The following is a 15245-nucleotide window of genomic DNA, read 5'->3' as shown; positions in this document are numbered from 1 at the left end:
TCCATTAGTGCATCTGCTCGGCGAGCGCAATTAAATCTTCTTTATCGAGATAACCGGGTTGGTTTTCTACGCCCCCGGCAACAATAATTTCAAATAGCATTTCCCCGCTTTGCCAGCGCAACATCTGGCTGTTGGCAGCGGGGTTCCAGGTGGCTTGCAGCGGCAGGGTAGTTTTGGCGGGCGTGTCGAGAGCCGATTTTACCTCAGGAATCACCCACGCGCCGCGCAGGTATTCACCGCTCAGGCCGCCAACTGAGACCATCTCTACTTCTGCGCTGGCCCCGATTTGTTGGTATTCCTCCACGGCGCGGCTTTGGATAATCCGCAGCACGCCACCGGATTGTGTCATATAGTTGAGTACAATTGCGCCCCGTTCAGCTTCGTAAGCGGCTCCGCTGAAGCGAAAGTCGGAAGGCAGCTCTGCTGGAACCCGCGCTGTAAAACCGGCCAACGCCTCGGCTTCGGCGATGGTCAATGTGAAACGCCCGGCAGGGTCGCTGATTTCGCTGATCGGAATCTGGACAGTGGTCTGGTCGCTGGTTTTGGGCAGAAAGAATTGCAGCCAGCGTTGCGCCAGGACTTCTAAAGATGGGGAAGTCAGGCTGATGACGACGACCAGCAGCAGGGCCAGGCCAGCGATGGCTGCCACGCGTCTGGGGAAGAATCCTGCCTTCCGTGGGGGATGCTCACCCGCGGCCCAGGGTTGGTGTGCCGCCTTTTGGTAGAATTCAGCCCCCGGGGTGGGGCGCACACTTTCCAGCCAGTCTATAATTTGATTGTCATCCGGTTTGTTGCTCATCATCATTCGGCCAATCCTGACGCAATTTTTCCAACGCCCGGCGAATTTTCACCGAGACGGTATTTTCCTTAATTTCTAAATATTCGCCAATTGCTCTAACTTGAAAGCCCAAGATGTAGCGCAGTACGAGTATTTCCCGTTGAGTGCGATCCAGTTGATTGAGTTGTTGCCAGAGAAGGCGCACTTGCTGGGTATACATGGCGTGCGCCTCAGGGCTGGCGGCGGGGTCGTGGAGAATATGGGTTTCAATCGTATCGTTTTTGGGTTGGCGTTTCTGCCATCGGAAACGATCGAAAACCAGATTGCGAGCGATGCGCAACAGCCATCCCAGCGCAGCCTGTGCATCGCCACGGAAACGTCGCCGCGCCTGCCAGGCCCGGATATAGGTTTCAGCGGTCAGATCTTCGGCGTCTTGCGTGCTGCCCGCGCCCAGGCCGTAGATATAGCGAAATACCGTCTGATGCGTGCGTCGATAGAGCGCGTTAAAAGCTGCGGTGCTACGGAGTGAAATAATTTCTTCCGAAGAGCATGATGATGGTGAAGTCATTGAAAATGGCTCCGCAGCAAGTTGTTTTCGCGTGTGGAATTAAAAACGATTATTTTGGAAAAATCTGACAACAAATCAGAATATTACTTTTTGAGTTCAGTGATTTCATCTTCGGTCAGATAGCGCCATTGGCGTGATTTGAGATCCCCCAAGCGCAGATTCCCGATGCGCATGCGCGTGATACGTACAATCGGCAAACCGGTGAGTCGGCCCATCTCGCGAATTTGGCGTTTGCGCCCTTCGCGCATGATTACTTTGAGCCAGGCTCCTTTGCCTTTGGTGCTTGTTACAAAAACTTGAACAGGTTTGGTGCGATAGCCATCTTCCAGTACAACTCCGTTGCGCCAGACAGAGAGTTGTTTTTCATCTGGTCGGCTGGCAACTAAAACCGAGTATTCTTTTTCGTGACCGTATTTGGGGTGCGTTAGCCGGTTGGCAAGATTGCCGTCGTTGGTCAGCAGCATTAGCCCTTCGCTCTCGATATCGAGACGGCCCACCGGGTAGAGCCTGCCCGGAATTTCCACCAGATCGCGCACTGTCGGGCGTGGATCGGGGGATGTGACTGCCGAAATCACGCCGCGCGGTTTGTTGAGGGCGATATAGACCAATTTTTGTGCTGCACGAATTGGCTCGCCTTTTACTTCGATACGGTCTTTTTCGGGGTCAGCTTTCATGCCCAAAGTGGCGCGCTGCCCATTGACAGTGACCAACCCCTGCTCAATGATTTTTTCGCAAGCCCGGCGTGAGCCGATTCCTGCGTGTGCCATGATTTTTTGAACGCGTTCTTCCATAATAATCAGTCTCCTGAGTTGTATTATAACGCGATGCGCCCAAAAACGACGCTAAAGGGCTGCGCATCTTTGGGATGCGCTACTGCAGTTCCTGGAAGGTCAAAGTTCAGAATACTTGCTATAATGGCGATGTTCACGTATTGGCTCAAGTGTGTGCTATAAGAAGACCCTGGAGGCTAGTTTTGAGTACGTTTTATTTTATAGCCCTGGCAGTTGTTGGGGGTTTGGCTATTACTTTACAGGGCCAGTTTATGGGTATCATGGATCAAACTCTGGGGACGCGCACCAGCGTATTTATCACTTATGCCAGCGGGGGCGCGTTGATGGTGTTGGTGGTGTTATTGCGCGGTGTTAAGTTGGAAAATTTACGCGCCGTGCCCTGGTATGCTTTCAGCGCCGGAGTGTTGGGGCTGGTGATTGTTGGCACGATTGGTTATGTTGTCCCTCGCCTTGGAGTTGCCAGTGGTTTCACGCTGATTGTCGCAGCGCAATTTGTTTTCGCAGCGTTAATTGACCATTTTGGCTGGTTTCAGGCTACGGTGCGTCCGCTGGATGCAACACGCCTGATTGGGCTTGCTGTAATGTTACTGGGTGTCTGGTGGGTGAATCGATAATATGAAAAGGACTTCAATGATTCTTGACGGAAAATCACTGACTATTGAACAGGTTATTCAGGTAGCTTATGGGGAACCCGGGCAGCCTGAGGTGCTTATTGGCAAAACTGGACAGCAACAAGTTGAACGCGCCGCCCGCGCCGTGCAAGAACTACTGGTGCGCGGGGAAATCGCCTATGGAATTACTACCGGGTTTGGCGCCTTTAAAGACAAGATCATCTCACCTGATCAGGTTGAGTTGTTGCAACGCAATATTGTGATGAGTCACGCGGTGGGGACTGGTAATCTCTTTGATATTCCCACCACCCGCGCCATTATGTTGATCCGAGCCAACACCCTCACCCGCGGACATTCGGGTATTCGCCTGGAGACATTGAATCTATTATTAGCGATGCTCAACGAAGGAGTACATCCCTGCATCCCTGAAAAGGGGTCTCTGGGCGCCAGTGGCGATCTGGCTCCGTTGGCGCACATGGCGCTGGTGATGATTGGGATGGGCGAAGCCGAATATAGGGGTGAAATTCTCCCTGGAGCAATAGCCTTGCAAGCTGCGGGATTGAAGCCGGTTGAACTGGCTGCTAAGGAAGGCTTGGCGCTGACGAATGGCACATCTGTGATGACCGCGTTGGGGGCGTTACTTGTCCATCAATCCGAGTGTTTATATGGTGTGGCCGATGTCGCTGGCGCGTTGAGCATGGAAGCCTTGCACGGCACGCCGCTGGCTTTCGATGAACGCATTCACCAATTACGCCCTTTCCCGCGGCAGATGGATTGCGCTGCCAATATGCGCAAACTTTTGGCAGGCAGCCAATTCACGCGCGATTATGATCCCAGCAATGTGCAAGATGCTTATACGCTACGCTGCATCCCTCAGGTGCATGGCGCGGTGCGCGATGCAATTGCCTACACGCGTTGGGTGATGGATATCGAGTTGAATTCTGTCACCGATAACCCGCTGATTTTCTTCGATGATGAAAGTGGTGAAATTAGCGTACTCTCTGGGGGGAATTTTCATGGTGAACCGCTGGCGATTGCGATGGATTATTTAGCCATTGCGCTGACCGAGTTAGGCAATATCGCTGAACGGCGCATTATGCGTCTGACTGATGATGCCAGCAACGCGCATGTTTTACCGGCTTTTCTGACGGAAAAAGGTGGGCTGAACTCTGGCTTCATGATTACCCAATACACAGCAGCCGCGCTGGCAACTGAGAATAAAGTTCTCTCTCACCCTGCCAGCGTGGATAGCATTCCCACTTCTGCAAATGTTGAGGATCATGTTAGCATGGGACTGACCGCGGCCCTCAAACTGAGGCAGATCGCCAGCAATGTTGAACATATTCTCGCTACCGAGTTGATGGCTGCCGCCCAGGGTATCGATTTTCGCCGTGCTGAAATTGGCGCGGATGCGCAACTGGGGCAGGGAACCGGTGAAGTCTATAAGCTGATTCGCACCTGTGCTCCTTTCATCGAGGAAGATACAGTTCTATACAAATATATTGCTGCTGTGAAAGACCTTATTTCCAGCGGCCGCCTGAATTTTTGTTCGATGGTTTAGTAAAGAGCTGCTATGGAAATAATCCAAGAAGCCCTTATGAAATGGGGTGAGGCCATGCAATTGAGTATGGCGAATCGCACACTGTTTTACTCTCCCGTACTCAACCATTGGCGCGTCAAAAAATGGTCTGGCAAAGGCGCAAGAAAATTTATCTACGATGATGCCAGTTTTGAGATAGCATTTGAGTATTTACTTGGCACGCATGCCGAAGAACACTCATTGCAGCCAACCAATGAAAATGAGGCGGCTGAAAGCTAGGTAGATAAGTGTGTCAGCATTGGTTAGTTTGCAAGTAGTGAGCTGATCAACGCTATTACCCCGTATACCAGCAAAACTGCCCCGGCGACGCGGTTAATCCAGACCAGAGTTTTGGGAGTTACACGGTTGCGCAGCAGGCTAACCCCGCCGCTGAGCGTCAGCCACCAGGCCGCTGATCCCAAAAATACCCCGGCCACCAATGAGGCTGCCGCCATGTAGCTGCCTGCGACCATCCCCAAACCGGCGAAGATTGCCACAAATGAAAGGATAGTCACTGGATTAGTGAGTGTTAGCACCAAGGTTGAAAAATAAGCTCCCCACAGGGTTGAGCTTCTGTCGCTGGCGGCTTGTTCACCGGGTTTTGTCCCCAGGGTTTTGATGCCCAAATAGAGTAGATACAGGCCGCCGAGCAACGCCAGCCATCTCTGTTGCTCCACCAACAGGCCCGAGAGCATGGATAAACCGAATCCTGCCACCAGGCCGTAAAATCCATCCGCGGTGGCTGCCCCCAGCCCCGAGATGAGTCCGTGCAGCCGCCCCTCAGCCAGAGTCCGCCGGATGCAAAGAACTCCAATCGGACCGACCGGCGCAGCAATTGAGAATCCTAATACCAAACCTTTGAAGAAAAAAAGTGTATCCATAAGCGTAAATTGTACCCCATGAATAATTATAAAAGCTATCTTTCCCCTTTTACTTGGCGCTACGGCTCTGCGGCCATGCGCCAAATCTGGAGCGAGCATTATACGCGCTTGCTGTGGCGAAAAATCTGGGTGGCATTGGCCCAAACCCAGGCGCACTTTGGCCTGGTTACCCCCGAACAAGTCGCCGATTTACAACACCATGCCGATAAAGTTGATGTGGAACGCGCTTTGGAAATTGAGATTGAAATTCAGCATGATCTGATGGCCGAAGTCAAAACCTACGCTGAGCAATGCCCATTGGGTGGGGGGATTATTCATCTGGGGGCGACTTCAGTGGACGTGAAAGATAATGCCACCGTGCTGCAAATGCGGGCTGCTCTGGACTTAACCATAGCTGGCGCGCGTGACCTGTTATTGATTCTCGTCCCGAAGATGATCCAGTTCGCCGAGACTCCGGTGATGGCCTATACTCACCTGCAACCGGCAGAGCCAACTACGTTGGGGTATCGTTTGGCGCAATATACGCAGGATTTGTTGACAGATTGGGAAAATCTTGTGCGTGCGCGTGCCGCGCTAAAAGGTAAAGGTTTTAAGGGCGCGGTAGGGACTTCGGCCTCGTATGCGGAACTCTTTGGGTTGGAAAACTTGGCCGAGTTTGAACTTTTAATGGCAGAAGAATTAGGCCTGACCTTCTTCCCGGTGACGACCCAAACCTACCCGCGCAAGCAGGATTATGAAGTGCTTTCGGCGTTGGCCGGGATGGGCGCTTCGATTTACAAACTGGCTTTTGATTTACGCATTTTACAATCGCCCCCGATTGGCGAATTGGCTGAGCCGTTTGGTAGCAAGCAGATCGGTTCTTCGGCGATGCCTTTCAAGCGTAACCCAATTCAGGCTGAGAAATTGGACTCGCTGGCGCGCCTGCTTGCGCAATTCCCGCGTACGGCCTGGGATAATGCTGCCCATTCGCTATTGGAACGCACCCTCGATGACAGCGCCAACCGGCGTACGCTTTTGCCTGAAGCCTTTTTGATTGCCGATGAACTTTTGCGCGTTGCATACAAAATCATATCGAATTTGCAAATTGATGAAATCGCTATTGGGCGGAATTTTGCTATTTATGCGCCGTTTGCGGCTACTGAACGTTTGCTGATGGCGCTGGGTAAAGCTGGTGCCGACCGTCAGGCCATGCACGAATATTTGCGGCAACACGCCCTGACTGCGTGGGAGGCCCTGCGGGTTGGGGAAGCGAATCCGTTAATTGAGTTGGTTGCCCAGGAAAGCGAATTTTTGCGCCATCTTTCTGGTGCAGCGATACGCGGTTTGATGGATGCGAGTCATTATGTGGGTAACGCGCCGCAAAAGACGCGTCAATTGGCGGCTGATATTCAAAGCATAGTGGGGTAAGTTCAAAATGATTCTCAGGACGTGACAACAGATTTATCCATCGAAATGAGCGAATCCAGAATGATTACATCGTAAACAAAGTGGTTTGATTTTTCGCGAAAGACCTCCGAAGTCTTGGGTTACAGTGTACTAATACCTCTTGACGACCTGATTAAAATTTGTTATTCTAATGCTAGAATATAAATAGAATAGGATATTTGTACAAATGACCAACGCAGAGCTTGCCATCCTCAGCTTGATTGCCGAAACACCCCGTCACGGCTACGAGATTGAACAAACCATCGAGATGCGCGGGATGCGCGATTGGACGGAAATTGGTTTTTCATCGATCTATTATTTGCTAAACAAGTTGGAAAAATCTGGCTTGATTGCGAGCGAAATACAGCAATTTGAAGGTAAAGGACCTGCCCGCAAAGTGTACCAGATTACCGCTGCAGGGTATGAAGCGCAAGCCGCCGCGACCTATGATGCTCTGTCTACGTTGCATGGGAGATCGGTGCCATTCTTGCTGGGGTTGTCGAATTTCCCGGTTTTATCGTCAGAGCAAGCTCTTGATGCTTTGCACGCCTATCGTCAACAGCTTACAGAGCGCCAACAACATCTTGTGCAGCGTACTGAGGCGCAGAGCAGCGCACCTTTTTTTGTGAGCGCCATGTTTGACTATAGTTTGGCATTGATTGAAGCCGAACGAAAATGGTTGGATACATTTATTCAGGATTTGGAGGTGAAAGAAAATGTCGAAAGTTGATTTCAAGAAGGAATTGAAGCACCTGTATAACCCGCCCAAAAAATTTAGCATCGTGGATGTCCCTGAGATGCAATTTCTAATGGTGGACGGTCACGGCGACCCAAACACCGCTCAGAGCTATAAGGATGCGATAGAAACGCTCTATGCTGTGGCATACACGCTTAAATTCAGCAGCAAGAATGGCCTGGAAAAAGACTATGTTGTCCCGCCGCTGGAAGGTCTCTGGTGGGCTGAAAATATGGAAACGTTCGCGGACGATAAATCACGGTGGGATTGGACAGCCATGATAATGACCCCAACGTGGATCACACAGAACCTGTTTGATGATGCTGTATCCCAAGTGCGCGCTGGTAAAAATCCCGCCGCGCTTGATTTGCTCCGGCTGAATACTTACGCGGAGGGGAAATCTGCACAAATTATGTATCTGGGTACCTATGCCGATGAAGGCCCGACGATTGCAGCCATGCACGAGTTTATCGAAGCGCAGGGCTATATGCTTCACGGCAAACACCACGAAATCTATTTAAGTGATCCCCGCCGCACCGCGCCAGAAAAACTAAAAACCGTTATCCGGCAGCCGATCCGGGCAAAATGAGCCTCAAAAAAAATAGAGCCGGGCGCAAAGCGCCCGGCTCTATTTTTAGAATTTACCCGCGCCAATCTTGCTGCTGTGTGGGTTTGTTTTCGAGTGCATCTTCGATGCGGGTCATCACCTCGGGGGTGAGTTTTTCGACGAAATCAATGGCTTTCATATTTTCCACAACCTGCTCAACGCGCGAAGCGCCGGTGATGGTCGTGCTGACATGCGGATTCTTCAACGTCCAGGCCAAGGCGAGTTGGGCGATGGTGCAGCCAAGTTCATCTGCAATGGGTATCAGTTTGCCAACTTTTTCCAGGCGTTGCTGGGCTTCTGCGCTTTCAAATTGTTTGCGCAGCCATTCGTAGCCTTCCAGACTTATGCGGGTTCCATCGGGTGTGCCCTGATTGTATTTGCCGGTGAGCAGACCGCTGGCGAGAGGACTCCAAATGGTGGTGCCCAGGCCGATTTCTTCGTACAGGCGGTCGTACTCCACTTCTACACGTTCGCGGTGGAACATATTGTACTGAGGCTGCTCCATCTGTGGGGGAATCAGATGCTCGCGCCGGGCGACGGCGTAAGCCTCCATAATTTGTTGGGCGCTCCACTCGCTGGTGCCCCAGTAGAAGGCTTTGCCCTGGTTGATAGCGTGGGTGAAGGCGCGCACAGTCTCTTCGATAGGCGTGTGCAGATCGGGGCGGTGCGCAAAGACGAGATCAACGTAATCGAGCTGCAAACGCGCCAGCGCCGCGTCCAGGCCTTCCACGATATGTTTGCGCGAAAGCCCGCGGTCGTTGGGGCCTTGTCCGCCCCAAAAGATTTTGGTCGAGATGACTAAATCCGAGCGTTTCCAGGGAGCGCGTTTGAGTACTTCTCCCATAATTGTCTCGGCTTTACCATCAGCGTAGACTTCGGCATTATCGAAAAAATTAACCCCGGCCTCATAGGCGGCGTTCATCAGTTCATAGGCTGCATCTACATCAAGTTGATTTCCAAATGTGACCCAGGCGCCAAACGACAGCGCCGAAACTTGCAGGCCAGACGATCCAAGATAACGATATTGCATGGTTGACTCCTTGTTGTCTGTAATCCTAAATAGAGCGCGGATGATGCGAATTTGACGGATTTTCGCGGATAAAAACCAACCTGGAATTTCCGTGAAAATTTGCCCGATCCGTGTTATTCACGACCTATTATTTTTTTGGAATTATATTTTGTTGACCCTCTGTCCAAAGCTCGGGGGTGGCTGCCGCCAAAATTGGGTAGCTCTTGGTTTTGTAGTCTGTGCCGGGAACCAAAGGGAAGGGAGTGCTGCCATCGAGGACACGTATTATGCCCCCAGCTTCCTCGGTGAGCAGCCAACTTCCGGCGAAATCCCAGATTTTGGGGGTAGTTTCAAAAGCCAATACTGCGTTGCCGCGGGCAACGGTACTCAGCCCGTAGGCTGAGGTCCCCAGAACACGGGTTTTGTAGCGTAGATTAATATTGTAATTACGGATGGTACGCGTGCAGCATGAGAAAAATGAGAAAGGTTGATTCTCATCGGGAATCTTCACCTGGATGCGTTCTCCGTTGAGAAACGCCCCCGCACCACGCTGCGCAGTGAAAAGTTCATCAATGATGGGGAAGTACAGCGCGGTTAATTCGGGTAGGCCATCTATAATACGGTTGATGGCAACGCCCCAATGGTGCAAACCGAGGCTGAAATTGGTGGTGCCATCGAGAGGATCAATCACCCACACCGCAGATTTCCCCTTCGGGTACACAGTGCCAGCCTCCTCGCTAATCAGGCCGTCCTGCGGATAAGCCTGTTGAATCTTGCAGCGCAGAAACTCATCGGCGGCTAAATCTCCCTCGGTTACAGCACTTTTATCCGCTTTTTTATTGGCTTGTATACCAGTAGCCCGATAATATTTCATTAAGATATTACCGGCTTCTTTGGCAATTTCGATGGAAAAATTGAGTGGGGTGTTCATGGGGCAGAGTATATCATGGGCAGTTGGGGAACGTGTTATACTGGCTTTGGAGACGAACGGCAAATGGCGCATTATCGGGTTGTACATCGGGATACAGGCGAAATCTGGGAGGTCGAATCGGACTCTGCGGATGATGCTCGCCGTTTGATTGGCTGGGCGATTGGCACATGCCGCGTGATTTTGTTGGTCAGTGGCCCGTATGCCACCATTACACCGCCTAAGGTGGCCGTGCAGATTCGCCCACCGATTCCCGGTACGGGCTATATTTGCCCGGATTGCAATGTGACTTTGTCGCGCGCTGAAAATCGTTTGTGGTGGTTTTGCCCCTCTTGTGAACTGCTTTATCACTCGGAGGAGAATCGTTTTTACCGCGAAAACGAATTGTAGGGGGAATTACCAATATGGCCGATCCAGCGGATCACGCAAATACTCATCAACGGCTTGTTTGATGCTGATTTTTTCATCCAGAACTGCGTTCATGTAAATATGTGTCCATTGGAAAAGCTGGGAGAGTGAGATTTCCAATTCCAGCTGTATGATTTTGCTGAGTGGGCCAGCTTGATCGAGGAAACCGGTGTCGTAAAAATCTCTCTTGGCCTGTGTGATGTCGTAATTCAGTCGAACTATTTCGGCGCTCCAATGCCCCTGTGAAAATGTAATCTGCGCATAGGCGGGGCGACGGTCGGCATCAAAGGGAAGGCCTACGGCTCCGGCATTGACAACCAGGGTTTGCCCAATTTGGCGGATCAGCGGTCGGTGGGTGTGTCCAACGGCGAGCAGCGCGGGGGGCGGGTTGATCAATTTTTTGATGGTTTCATCCGCCATTTCAGGGTAAATACCCCGGCGATTGCTTTTCATAGAGGCATGTACGCAGCGAAACTCACCTGCGGCGGGGATATTTTTACTAAATTCATCGGGCATGGCTTCAAGGAGTGCTGCCTGTTCATCGAGTTTTTCATACGTCCAATAGCTGTAGCGGAATAATTCAAAGAGTGGCCCTTCACGCGGCGAATCAGGCAGGCTGTGCCAGAGCACATATTCTTCATGATTGCCGCGGATCACTTCCCAGCCGCGTTGCGTTTGCATTTTCTGGATGAGATGCAAACATTCAACCGGTTTTGGGCCGCGGTTGATAAGATCGCCAGCAACCAGAACAGTATCTGGTTGCCAGCGTTCAATGTGATCTACGGTTGCTTCAAGGGCTGGGTAATTGGCGTGAATATCCGCGAGGACGGCGATCTTCATAATTTGGTGAAAGTCTTTGGTTTCTTGAGTATGGCGATTCACTTTGAAAGTGGGATCAGGATTGTTCGCTCGCGGCAGCTTCAACGTAGTCTTGCACCACCATCTTTTCGGGTTCAGCTCCCAAAAATATGAGTAATTCTTTAGCCATTTTTGCCTTGTTTTCCGCGTCCCTCAAACTCCAGGTGCGGCTTTTGACTTCCAAAAAAGTGCCTAAGTCCGGTTTATCAATGCGATCAAGGTTGATGTAGAACTCTGTGCCGCGGAAGAGTACCCGCCAGCGCAGGCGATCTTTCTCGATGAAGGTTTCGGAGTTGGGCTTGAAATATTCGCGATAAAAGCGCAGGCTGTGGGTGGCAGGGGCAATATAACGGCTGCGGGAAAGCAATACATCGCTTAGGAAATGGCGTTCGCTGGTTTTACCGATCATCGTCAGGCGATAACGAATTTTATCGACGGCTTCATCCTCGCCGATATATTCGTCTTCTCGGTAGCGCAATTGCCCCTGGGTAGGATCATCAAATTGGAAGTAGGTATCGAATTCGTGGTATTGACGTGTGTGCAGGGTTTCGATTTCAGGCCGCGAAATATTAGCCAGGATGGCTTGTGTATCGGTAATGCGAACTTTAGCCTGTACTTCAAAGCTCTCTTGCTCCAATGCTCCGCCAATTGCGATCAGTTTCGAGAGTACCGATTCTTCGCGCTGGCGTAAGAAGGCATCAATTTTTTGGGCATACTCAGCGGCTTGTTCCAGCAGTGGGGCTTCATCCAGCGTGAGCAACTCTCGGTCGCGCATTAGCCATTGACCATTGACCATCACGTCGCTGACATCAGTACTCTTGGCGGCATAGATCAATTGGGCATAGATCCCTTCAGGGTCTCTGTGGAAACGCGGGGCGTTATGCAGAGGAGAAATATCTACCAGAATCAGATCGGCGCGTTTGCCGGATTCAAGCGAACCGGTAATTTCGCCCATATGCATGGCTTGCGCCCCCAAACGGGTAGCCATCAGTAAGGCGGTTTTGGCGGGTAACACAGTGGGATCGCCGCTAATGCCTTTGGCGAGCAGAGCCGTCAGGCGGATTTCTTCAAACATATCCAGATCGTTATTGGAGGCTGGGCCATCGGTGCCGATGCCAACATTAACGCCAATTTCGAGCATGGCATTAACTGGAGCAACCCCCGAAGCCAGTTTTAGATTGGAAGACGGGTTATGTGCAACCCCGGCTCCGTGGTGGTGCAGGGTGTGGATTTCGCCGCTATCTACATGCACACAATGGGCAGCTAGCACTTTAGCCTCGAAGATTTTATGTTTTTTGACGTAGGGAATTACGGGCATGCCGTGTTCTTCTTTTGAGGCTTCGACCTCGGTGAGGGTTTCGGCTAAATGAGTGTGCAGCGGCACATCATGTTTGACCGCGATTGCCGAGGTAGCTTGAAGAATATCTTCGGTGCAGGTATAGGGCGCATGTGGGGCCACCGAGGGGACAATTAGCGGATGGTTCTTCCAACGGGCGATAAAATCATCGGCAGCATCGAGAGATTGCTCGTATGAATCGGCGTCGGGGGAAGGGTATTTGAGTACCGTTTGAGCGCATAAGGCGCGCAACCCGGCTTCTGCGGTGGCTATGGCGACATCTTCTTCAAAATAATACATATCGGCAAAGCAGGTGACTCCCGAGCGAATGAGTTCAATGCAGGCCAGTGAGGTGCCTAGCTGGACGAATTCGGGCGATACAAACTCGCGTTCCACGGGCATCATATAGCCCAGCAACCAGACATCGAGGCGTAAGTCATCGGCAAGCCCGCGTAACAATGTCATGGGGACATGGGTATGCGCGTTGACCAGACCCGGCATGAGCACCTTGCCGTCGCAGTCCACTGTTTCGTTGGCCGTGTATTGTTGTTTGAGTTCTGCTTCCAGCCCGACAGCGATGATTTTGTCATCTGCGATGGCGACTGCACCGGGTTCGTATTGGTGAAAATCTCTATCCATTGTGAGAACGATAGCGTTAGTGAGGAGGCGATCCACTGATTTTGTCATACTGTCCTTTCGATGTTCAAGGGGATATTGCAAAATATACAGACACTGGTTTGGCGGGTTAAATATGTAGTTTGCGCAAATGGTCCAGACAGAGATTCACAGTCCATAGCGGGGCCATCTGCGGGGGCCCGCCATAGGTATGCTGGATGGTTTTCTCACCCTCGGGAGTGAGCAGGACAAGGTGCATGGTTTGTTGTGTTGCTCCGGATTCTAACAACACACCGAGACAAATGGCAGCGTTATGACTCTGGCAGACAGTTTTAACCGCCTGATTTAGTGTTTTGGGTTTGGGTGGTGGTGATATGATTTCGCCACCGGCGAAGATATGACTCTTCCCGGCGAGGCGGCGCAGCAATCTGCCCTCGAGGTTGGCTTCTACAACAGCGAGGGGGAGTTCTTGCACTTCAAGCGCGGCCAGCACAACGCCTTCGAGGGTATCTCCATCCGCACCGTAAATCCATTTTCCCAGGCGTTGGCGGAGTTGTTGTTCAACTTGTTGGATGAGGTGATTCGCTTCGCTTTCTGAATCGGCTTTGGCGGTGATGCGAATATCTACCTGACCGGCGTGGGCAGCCATACCAACGGTGGGGTTGGTGAGGCGTTCCAGATCGCCGATACGTGCATCGATGGTGGATTCCCCGACTCCAGATGTGTGCAAGATGCGCGATTTAATGATACCGTGCAATTGAAAGCGTTGGCGCAAATAAGGTAGAATTTTCACTTGCATCAAGTGTTCCATCTCGCGGGGTACACCGGGCAACGCGATGATGGCGTGACGATCGGTTTCAATGACAAAGGCTGGGGCTGTACCTACTGCATTCTCTACCCCAATAGCTCCTGTGGGGATGTAGGCTTGTCGGCGGTTGTTGTCTGTAGGGGTGCGGTTATAGCGCCGGAAACGTTCTTGAATTTGTTCCCAAAGCTCCGGGCGGAATTCAATCTCCACATCCAGAGCCAACGCCAGGGCCTCGCGCGTGGGATCATCTACGGTGGGGCCAAGCCCCCCTGTCGTGATGATAATGTCCGCGCGGTTCATCCCCTCTCGAATAATCTGGGCGATGCGTTCCTGGTTGTCGCCAATCGTGGAAGAGCGATATAGATCAACGCCAGCATCGCGCAAGGCGCGGGCAATATAGCGGGTGTTGGTATCCACGGTTTCGCCCAAGAGCAGTTCGGTTCCAATGGTGATGATTTCAGCAACAGGCATGTTGTTATGATACCGCGAAAACAGGCTTTGACCAATAATACCGGGTCAAAGCCTGTTTTCGTGTTTTTAGTTTTAAATTAGATTCGTTTTAGTGACCTGCTGCCTATACTAAGACGATATTTGTTGATTTTAGGGGCAGGTGAGTTTCAAGTTTGTATGGAAGAACGGAGTAAAGGATTGTGCAGCAGCAGGTTTGCTGCAGGCCCAATAGCTGTAAGTGTATTGGCCTTCTTCCACGGTGATTTCTTTAGCCGCTCCAGGAACTAATGTGAAGTGGTAGGTTGCTCCCTGGCCGCTGATGGTGAGGAAAGCGGTTGTATCGGAAATGTTTGTGGCCGTGAATTTCACCAATTCAATCAGTTCTGTAACATTATCAAGTTCTTGCCCCGATTTCTTGCCGGGCAATTCTAGCGCAAAGATGCCACACTTGGGAACCACGATCCGGTTGTAGTTGGAGAGGTCAATTGCACCGGCGCGGGAATCGCCACCACAGAGGTTCATTGTATAGGAATAGAGGGCTCGTTTTACTGTGAAAGTAACTCTTTCTCCGGCATCAATGTTTAGGAAATAGAAGGCACCATTTTTCACTTTCTCGTATTGAACGCCATCCATAGCAGGGTCTTGATATGAAGTGGATTCATACATCCACATGGTAATCGGCTGGTCGCTGTGGTTGATAACCTCGAACTGGGAGAGATCAGTGGCAGCCATTCCTGCAGACGCGGGAATCAACATTCCCAACAGGACGAGAACGATTGTAACGAGACGGAACTTAGACATATTACTTTAGTTTCGCCAAAATAATGAGCATTGGAAATCTGGTAGGATAGGTTATA

The 15245-nt window shown here is 51.3% G+C and carries 17 protein-coding genes; 7 read left to right on the top strand and 10 right to left on the bottom strand.

Annotated features, from left to right (window positions below):
• Positions 1-4 precede the first annotated feature (4 nt).
• The 3 genes from HN413_14425 to HN413_14415 form a co-directional block, all read right to left on the bottom strand.
• The gene (locus tag HN413_14425) at positions 5-805 is read right to left on the bottom strand and encodes a hypothetical protein (protein MBT3391592.1); all 801 of its coding nucleotides are present in this window, start codon (positions 803-805) and stop codon (positions 5-7) included.
• The gene (locus tag HN413_14420) at positions 780-1346 is read right to left on the bottom strand and encodes a sigma-70 family RNA polymerase sigma factor (protein ID MBT3391591.1); all 567 of its coding nucleotides are present in this window, start codon (positions 1344-1346) and stop codon (positions 780-782) included. The genes HN413_14425 and HN413_14420 overlap by 26 nt, the downstream gene beginning before the upstream one ends.
• Positions 1347-1429: 83 nt before the next feature.
• Positions 1430-2137 (bottom strand): rRNA pseudouridine synthase, encoded by a 708-nt coding sequence (locus tag HN413_14415; protein ID MBT3391590.1) that lies wholly within the window; start codon positions 2135-2137, stop codon positions 1430-1432.
• 74 nt (positions 2138-2211) lie between these two features.
• Here HN413_14415 and HN413_14410 point away from each other — a divergent pair, with 74 nt between their 5' ends.
• The 3 genes from HN413_14410 to HN413_14400 are packed head-to-tail and all read left to right on the top strand — an operon-like array spanning position 2212 to position 4567.
• Entirely contained in the window at positions 2212-2751 is a 540-nt protein-coding gene (locus HN413_14410) for a DMT family transporter (GenBank protein ID MBT3391589.1), read from the top strand.
• A 1-nt stretch (position 2752) separates the two neighbouring features.
• Positions 2753-4309 (top strand): histidine ammonia-lyase, encoded by a 1557-nt coding sequence (gene hutH, locus HN413_14405; GenBank protein MBT3391588.1) that lies wholly within the window; start codon positions 2753-2755, stop codon positions 4307-4309.
• 12 nt (positions 4310-4321) lie between these two features.
• On the top strand, positions 4322-4567 hold the full coding sequence (locus HN413_14400) for a hypothetical protein (protein MBT3391587.1): 246 nt from the start codon (positions 4322-4324) through the stop codon (positions 4565-4567).
• Between the two features lie 23 nt (positions 4568-4590).
• Here the strand turns inward: HN413_14400 and HN413_14395 are convergent, their stop codons facing one another.
• Complete coding sequence (locus tag HN413_14395) at positions 4591-5208, bottom strand: LysE family transporter (GenBank protein ID MBT3391586.1); 618 nt, start codon at positions 5206-5208, stop codon at positions 4591-4593.
• Positions 5209-5226: 18 nt separating this feature from the next.
• Here HN413_14395 and purB point away from each other — a divergent pair, with 18 nt between their 5' ends.
• The 3 genes from purB (at position 5227) to HN413_14380 (ending at position 7958) form a co-directional block, all read left to right on the top strand.
• On the top strand, positions 5227-6615 hold the full coding sequence (purB, locus tag HN413_14390) for an adenylosuccinate lyase (GenBank protein MBT3391585.1): 1389 nt from the start codon (positions 5227-5229) through the stop codon (positions 6613-6615).
• Positions 6616-6820: 205 nt separating this feature from the next.
• Positions 6821-7363, top strand: a complete 543-nt coding sequence (locus HN413_14385) for a PadR family transcriptional regulator (protein MBT3391584.1) — start codon at positions 6821-6823, stop codon at positions 7361-7363.
• Positions 7350-7958, top strand: coding sequence for a hypothetical protein (locus HN413_14380; protein MBT3391583.1), 609 nt, complete (start codon positions 7350-7352; stop codon positions 7956-7958). Before HN413_14385 ends, HN413_14380 begins: the two co-directional genes overlap by 14 nt.
• Positions 7959-8010: 52 nt before the next feature.
• On the opposite strand, the gene HN413_14375 is transcribed toward HN413_14380, so the two are convergent.
• Positions 8011-9006 carry an aldo/keto reductase gene (locus HN413_14375; protein ID MBT3391582.1) on the bottom strand — a complete coding sequence of 332 codons (996 nt, stop codon included), beginning with the start codon at positions 9004-9006 and terminating at the stop codon, positions 8011-8013.
• Between the two features lie 127 nt (positions 9007-9133).
• Positions 9134-9916 (bottom strand): hypothetical protein, encoded by a 783-nt coding sequence (locus HN413_14370; GenBank protein ID MBT3391581.1) that lies wholly within the window; start codon positions 9914-9916, stop codon positions 9134-9136.
• Between the two features lie 63 nt (positions 9917-9979).
• On the opposite strand from HN413_14370, the gene HN413_14365 reads away from it, so the two are divergent.
• Positions 9980-10303, top strand: coding sequence for a hypothetical protein (locus HN413_14365; GenBank protein MBT3391580.1), 324 nt, complete (start codon positions 9980-9982; stop codon positions 10301-10303).
• 6 nt (positions 10304-10309) lie between these two features.
• Here HN413_14365 and HN413_14360 read toward each other — a convergent pair whose 3' ends face one another.
• From HN413_14360 to HN413_14345, 4 genes are all read right to left on the bottom strand, one after another.
• Positions 10310-11161: a metallophosphoesterase family protein gene (locus tag HN413_14360; protein MBT3391579.1), complete on the bottom strand. Its 852-nt coding sequence runs from the start codon at positions 11159-11161 to the stop codon at positions 10310-10312.
• 55 nt (positions 11162-11216) lie between these two features.
• A complete protein-coding gene (locus tag HN413_14355; GenBank protein MBT3391578.1) occupies positions 11217-13202 on the bottom strand; it encodes an amidohydrolase family protein in 1986 nt (661 codons plus the stop codon).
• Positions 13203-13260: 58 nt separating this feature from the next.
• Positions 13261-14409, bottom strand: coding sequence for a CinA family nicotinamide mononucleotide deamidase-related protein (locus HN413_14350; protein MBT3391577.1), 1149 nt, complete (start codon positions 14407-14409; stop codon positions 13261-13263).
• Positions 14410-14538: 129 nt separating this feature from the next.
• Complete coding sequence (locus HN413_14345; GenBank protein ID MBT3391576.1) at positions 14539-15189, bottom strand: hypothetical protein; 651 nt, start codon at positions 15187-15189, stop codon at positions 14539-14541.
• Positions 15190-15245: the final 56 nt, after the last annotated feature.

Source organism: Chloroflexota bacterium (assembly GCA_018648225.1).
Taxonomy (GTDB): Bacteria; Chloroflexota; Anaerolineae; order Anaerolineales; family UBA11858; genus NIOZ-UU35.
Note: the sequence above shows the minus strand (reverse complement) of the source record. Positions and strands in the feature narration are given on the sequence as shown.

Coding starts and splice junctions, on each gene's coding strand:
- HN413_14425 (MBT3391592.1), bottom strand. CDS start 805: ATGATGATGAGCAACAAACCGGATGACAATCAAATTATAGACTGGCTG.
- HN413_14420 (MBT3391591.1), bottom strand. CDS start 1,346: ATGACTTCACCATCATCATGCTCTTCGGAAGAAATTATTTCACTCCGT.
- HN413_14415 (MBT3391590.1), bottom strand. CDS start 2,137: ATGGAAGAACGCGTTCAAAAAATCATGGCACACGCAGGAATCGGCTCA.
- HN413_14410 (MBT3391589.1), top strand. CDS start 2,212: ATGCGCTACTGCAGTTCCTGGAAGGTCAAAGTTCAGAATACTTGCTAT.
- hutH (MBT3391588.1), top strand. CDS start 2,753: ATGAAAAGGACTTCAATGATTCTTGACGGAAAATCACTGACTATTGAA.
- HN413_14400 (MBT3391587.1), top strand. CDS start 4,322: ATGGAAATAATCCAAGAAGCCCTTATGAAATGGGGTGAGGCCATGCAA.
- HN413_14395 (MBT3391586.1), bottom strand. CDS start 5,208: ATGGATACACTTTTTTTCTTCAAAGGTTTGGTATTAGGATTCTCAATT.
- purB (MBT3391585.1), top strand. CDS start 5,227: ATGAATAATTATAAAAGCTATCTTTCCCCTTTTACTTGGCGCTACGGC.
- HN413_14385 (MBT3391584.1), top strand. CDS start 6,821: ATGACCAACGCAGAGCTTGCCATCCTCAGCTTGATTGCCGAAACACCC.
- HN413_14380 (MBT3391583.1), top strand. CDS start 7,350: ATGTCGAAAGTTGATTTCAAGAAGGAATTGAAGCACCTGTATAACCCG.
- HN413_14375 (MBT3391582.1), bottom strand. CDS start 9,006: ATGCAATATCGTTATCTTGGATCGTCTGGCCTGCAAGTTTCGGCGCTG.
- HN413_14370 (MBT3391581.1), bottom strand. CDS start 9,916: ATGAACACCCCACTCAATTTTTCCATCGAAATTGCCAAAGAAGCCGGT.
- HN413_14365 (MBT3391580.1), top strand. CDS start 9,980: ATGGCGCATTATCGGGTTGTACATCGGGATACAGGCGAAATCTGGGAG.
- HN413_14360 (MBT3391579.1), bottom strand. CDS start 11,161: ATGAAGATCGCCGTCCTCGCGGATATTCACGCCAATTACCCAGCCCTT.
- HN413_14355 (MBT3391578.1), bottom strand. CDS start 13,202: ATGACAAAATCAGTGGATCGCCTCCTCACTAACGCTATCGTTCTCACA.
- HN413_14350 (MBT3391577.1), bottom strand. CDS start 14,409: ATGCCTGTTGCTGAAATCATCACCATTGGAACCGAACTGCTCTTGGGC.
- HN413_14345 (MBT3391576.1), bottom strand. CDS start 15,189: ATGTCTAAGTTCCGTCTCGTTACAATCGTTCTCGTCCTGTTGGGAATG.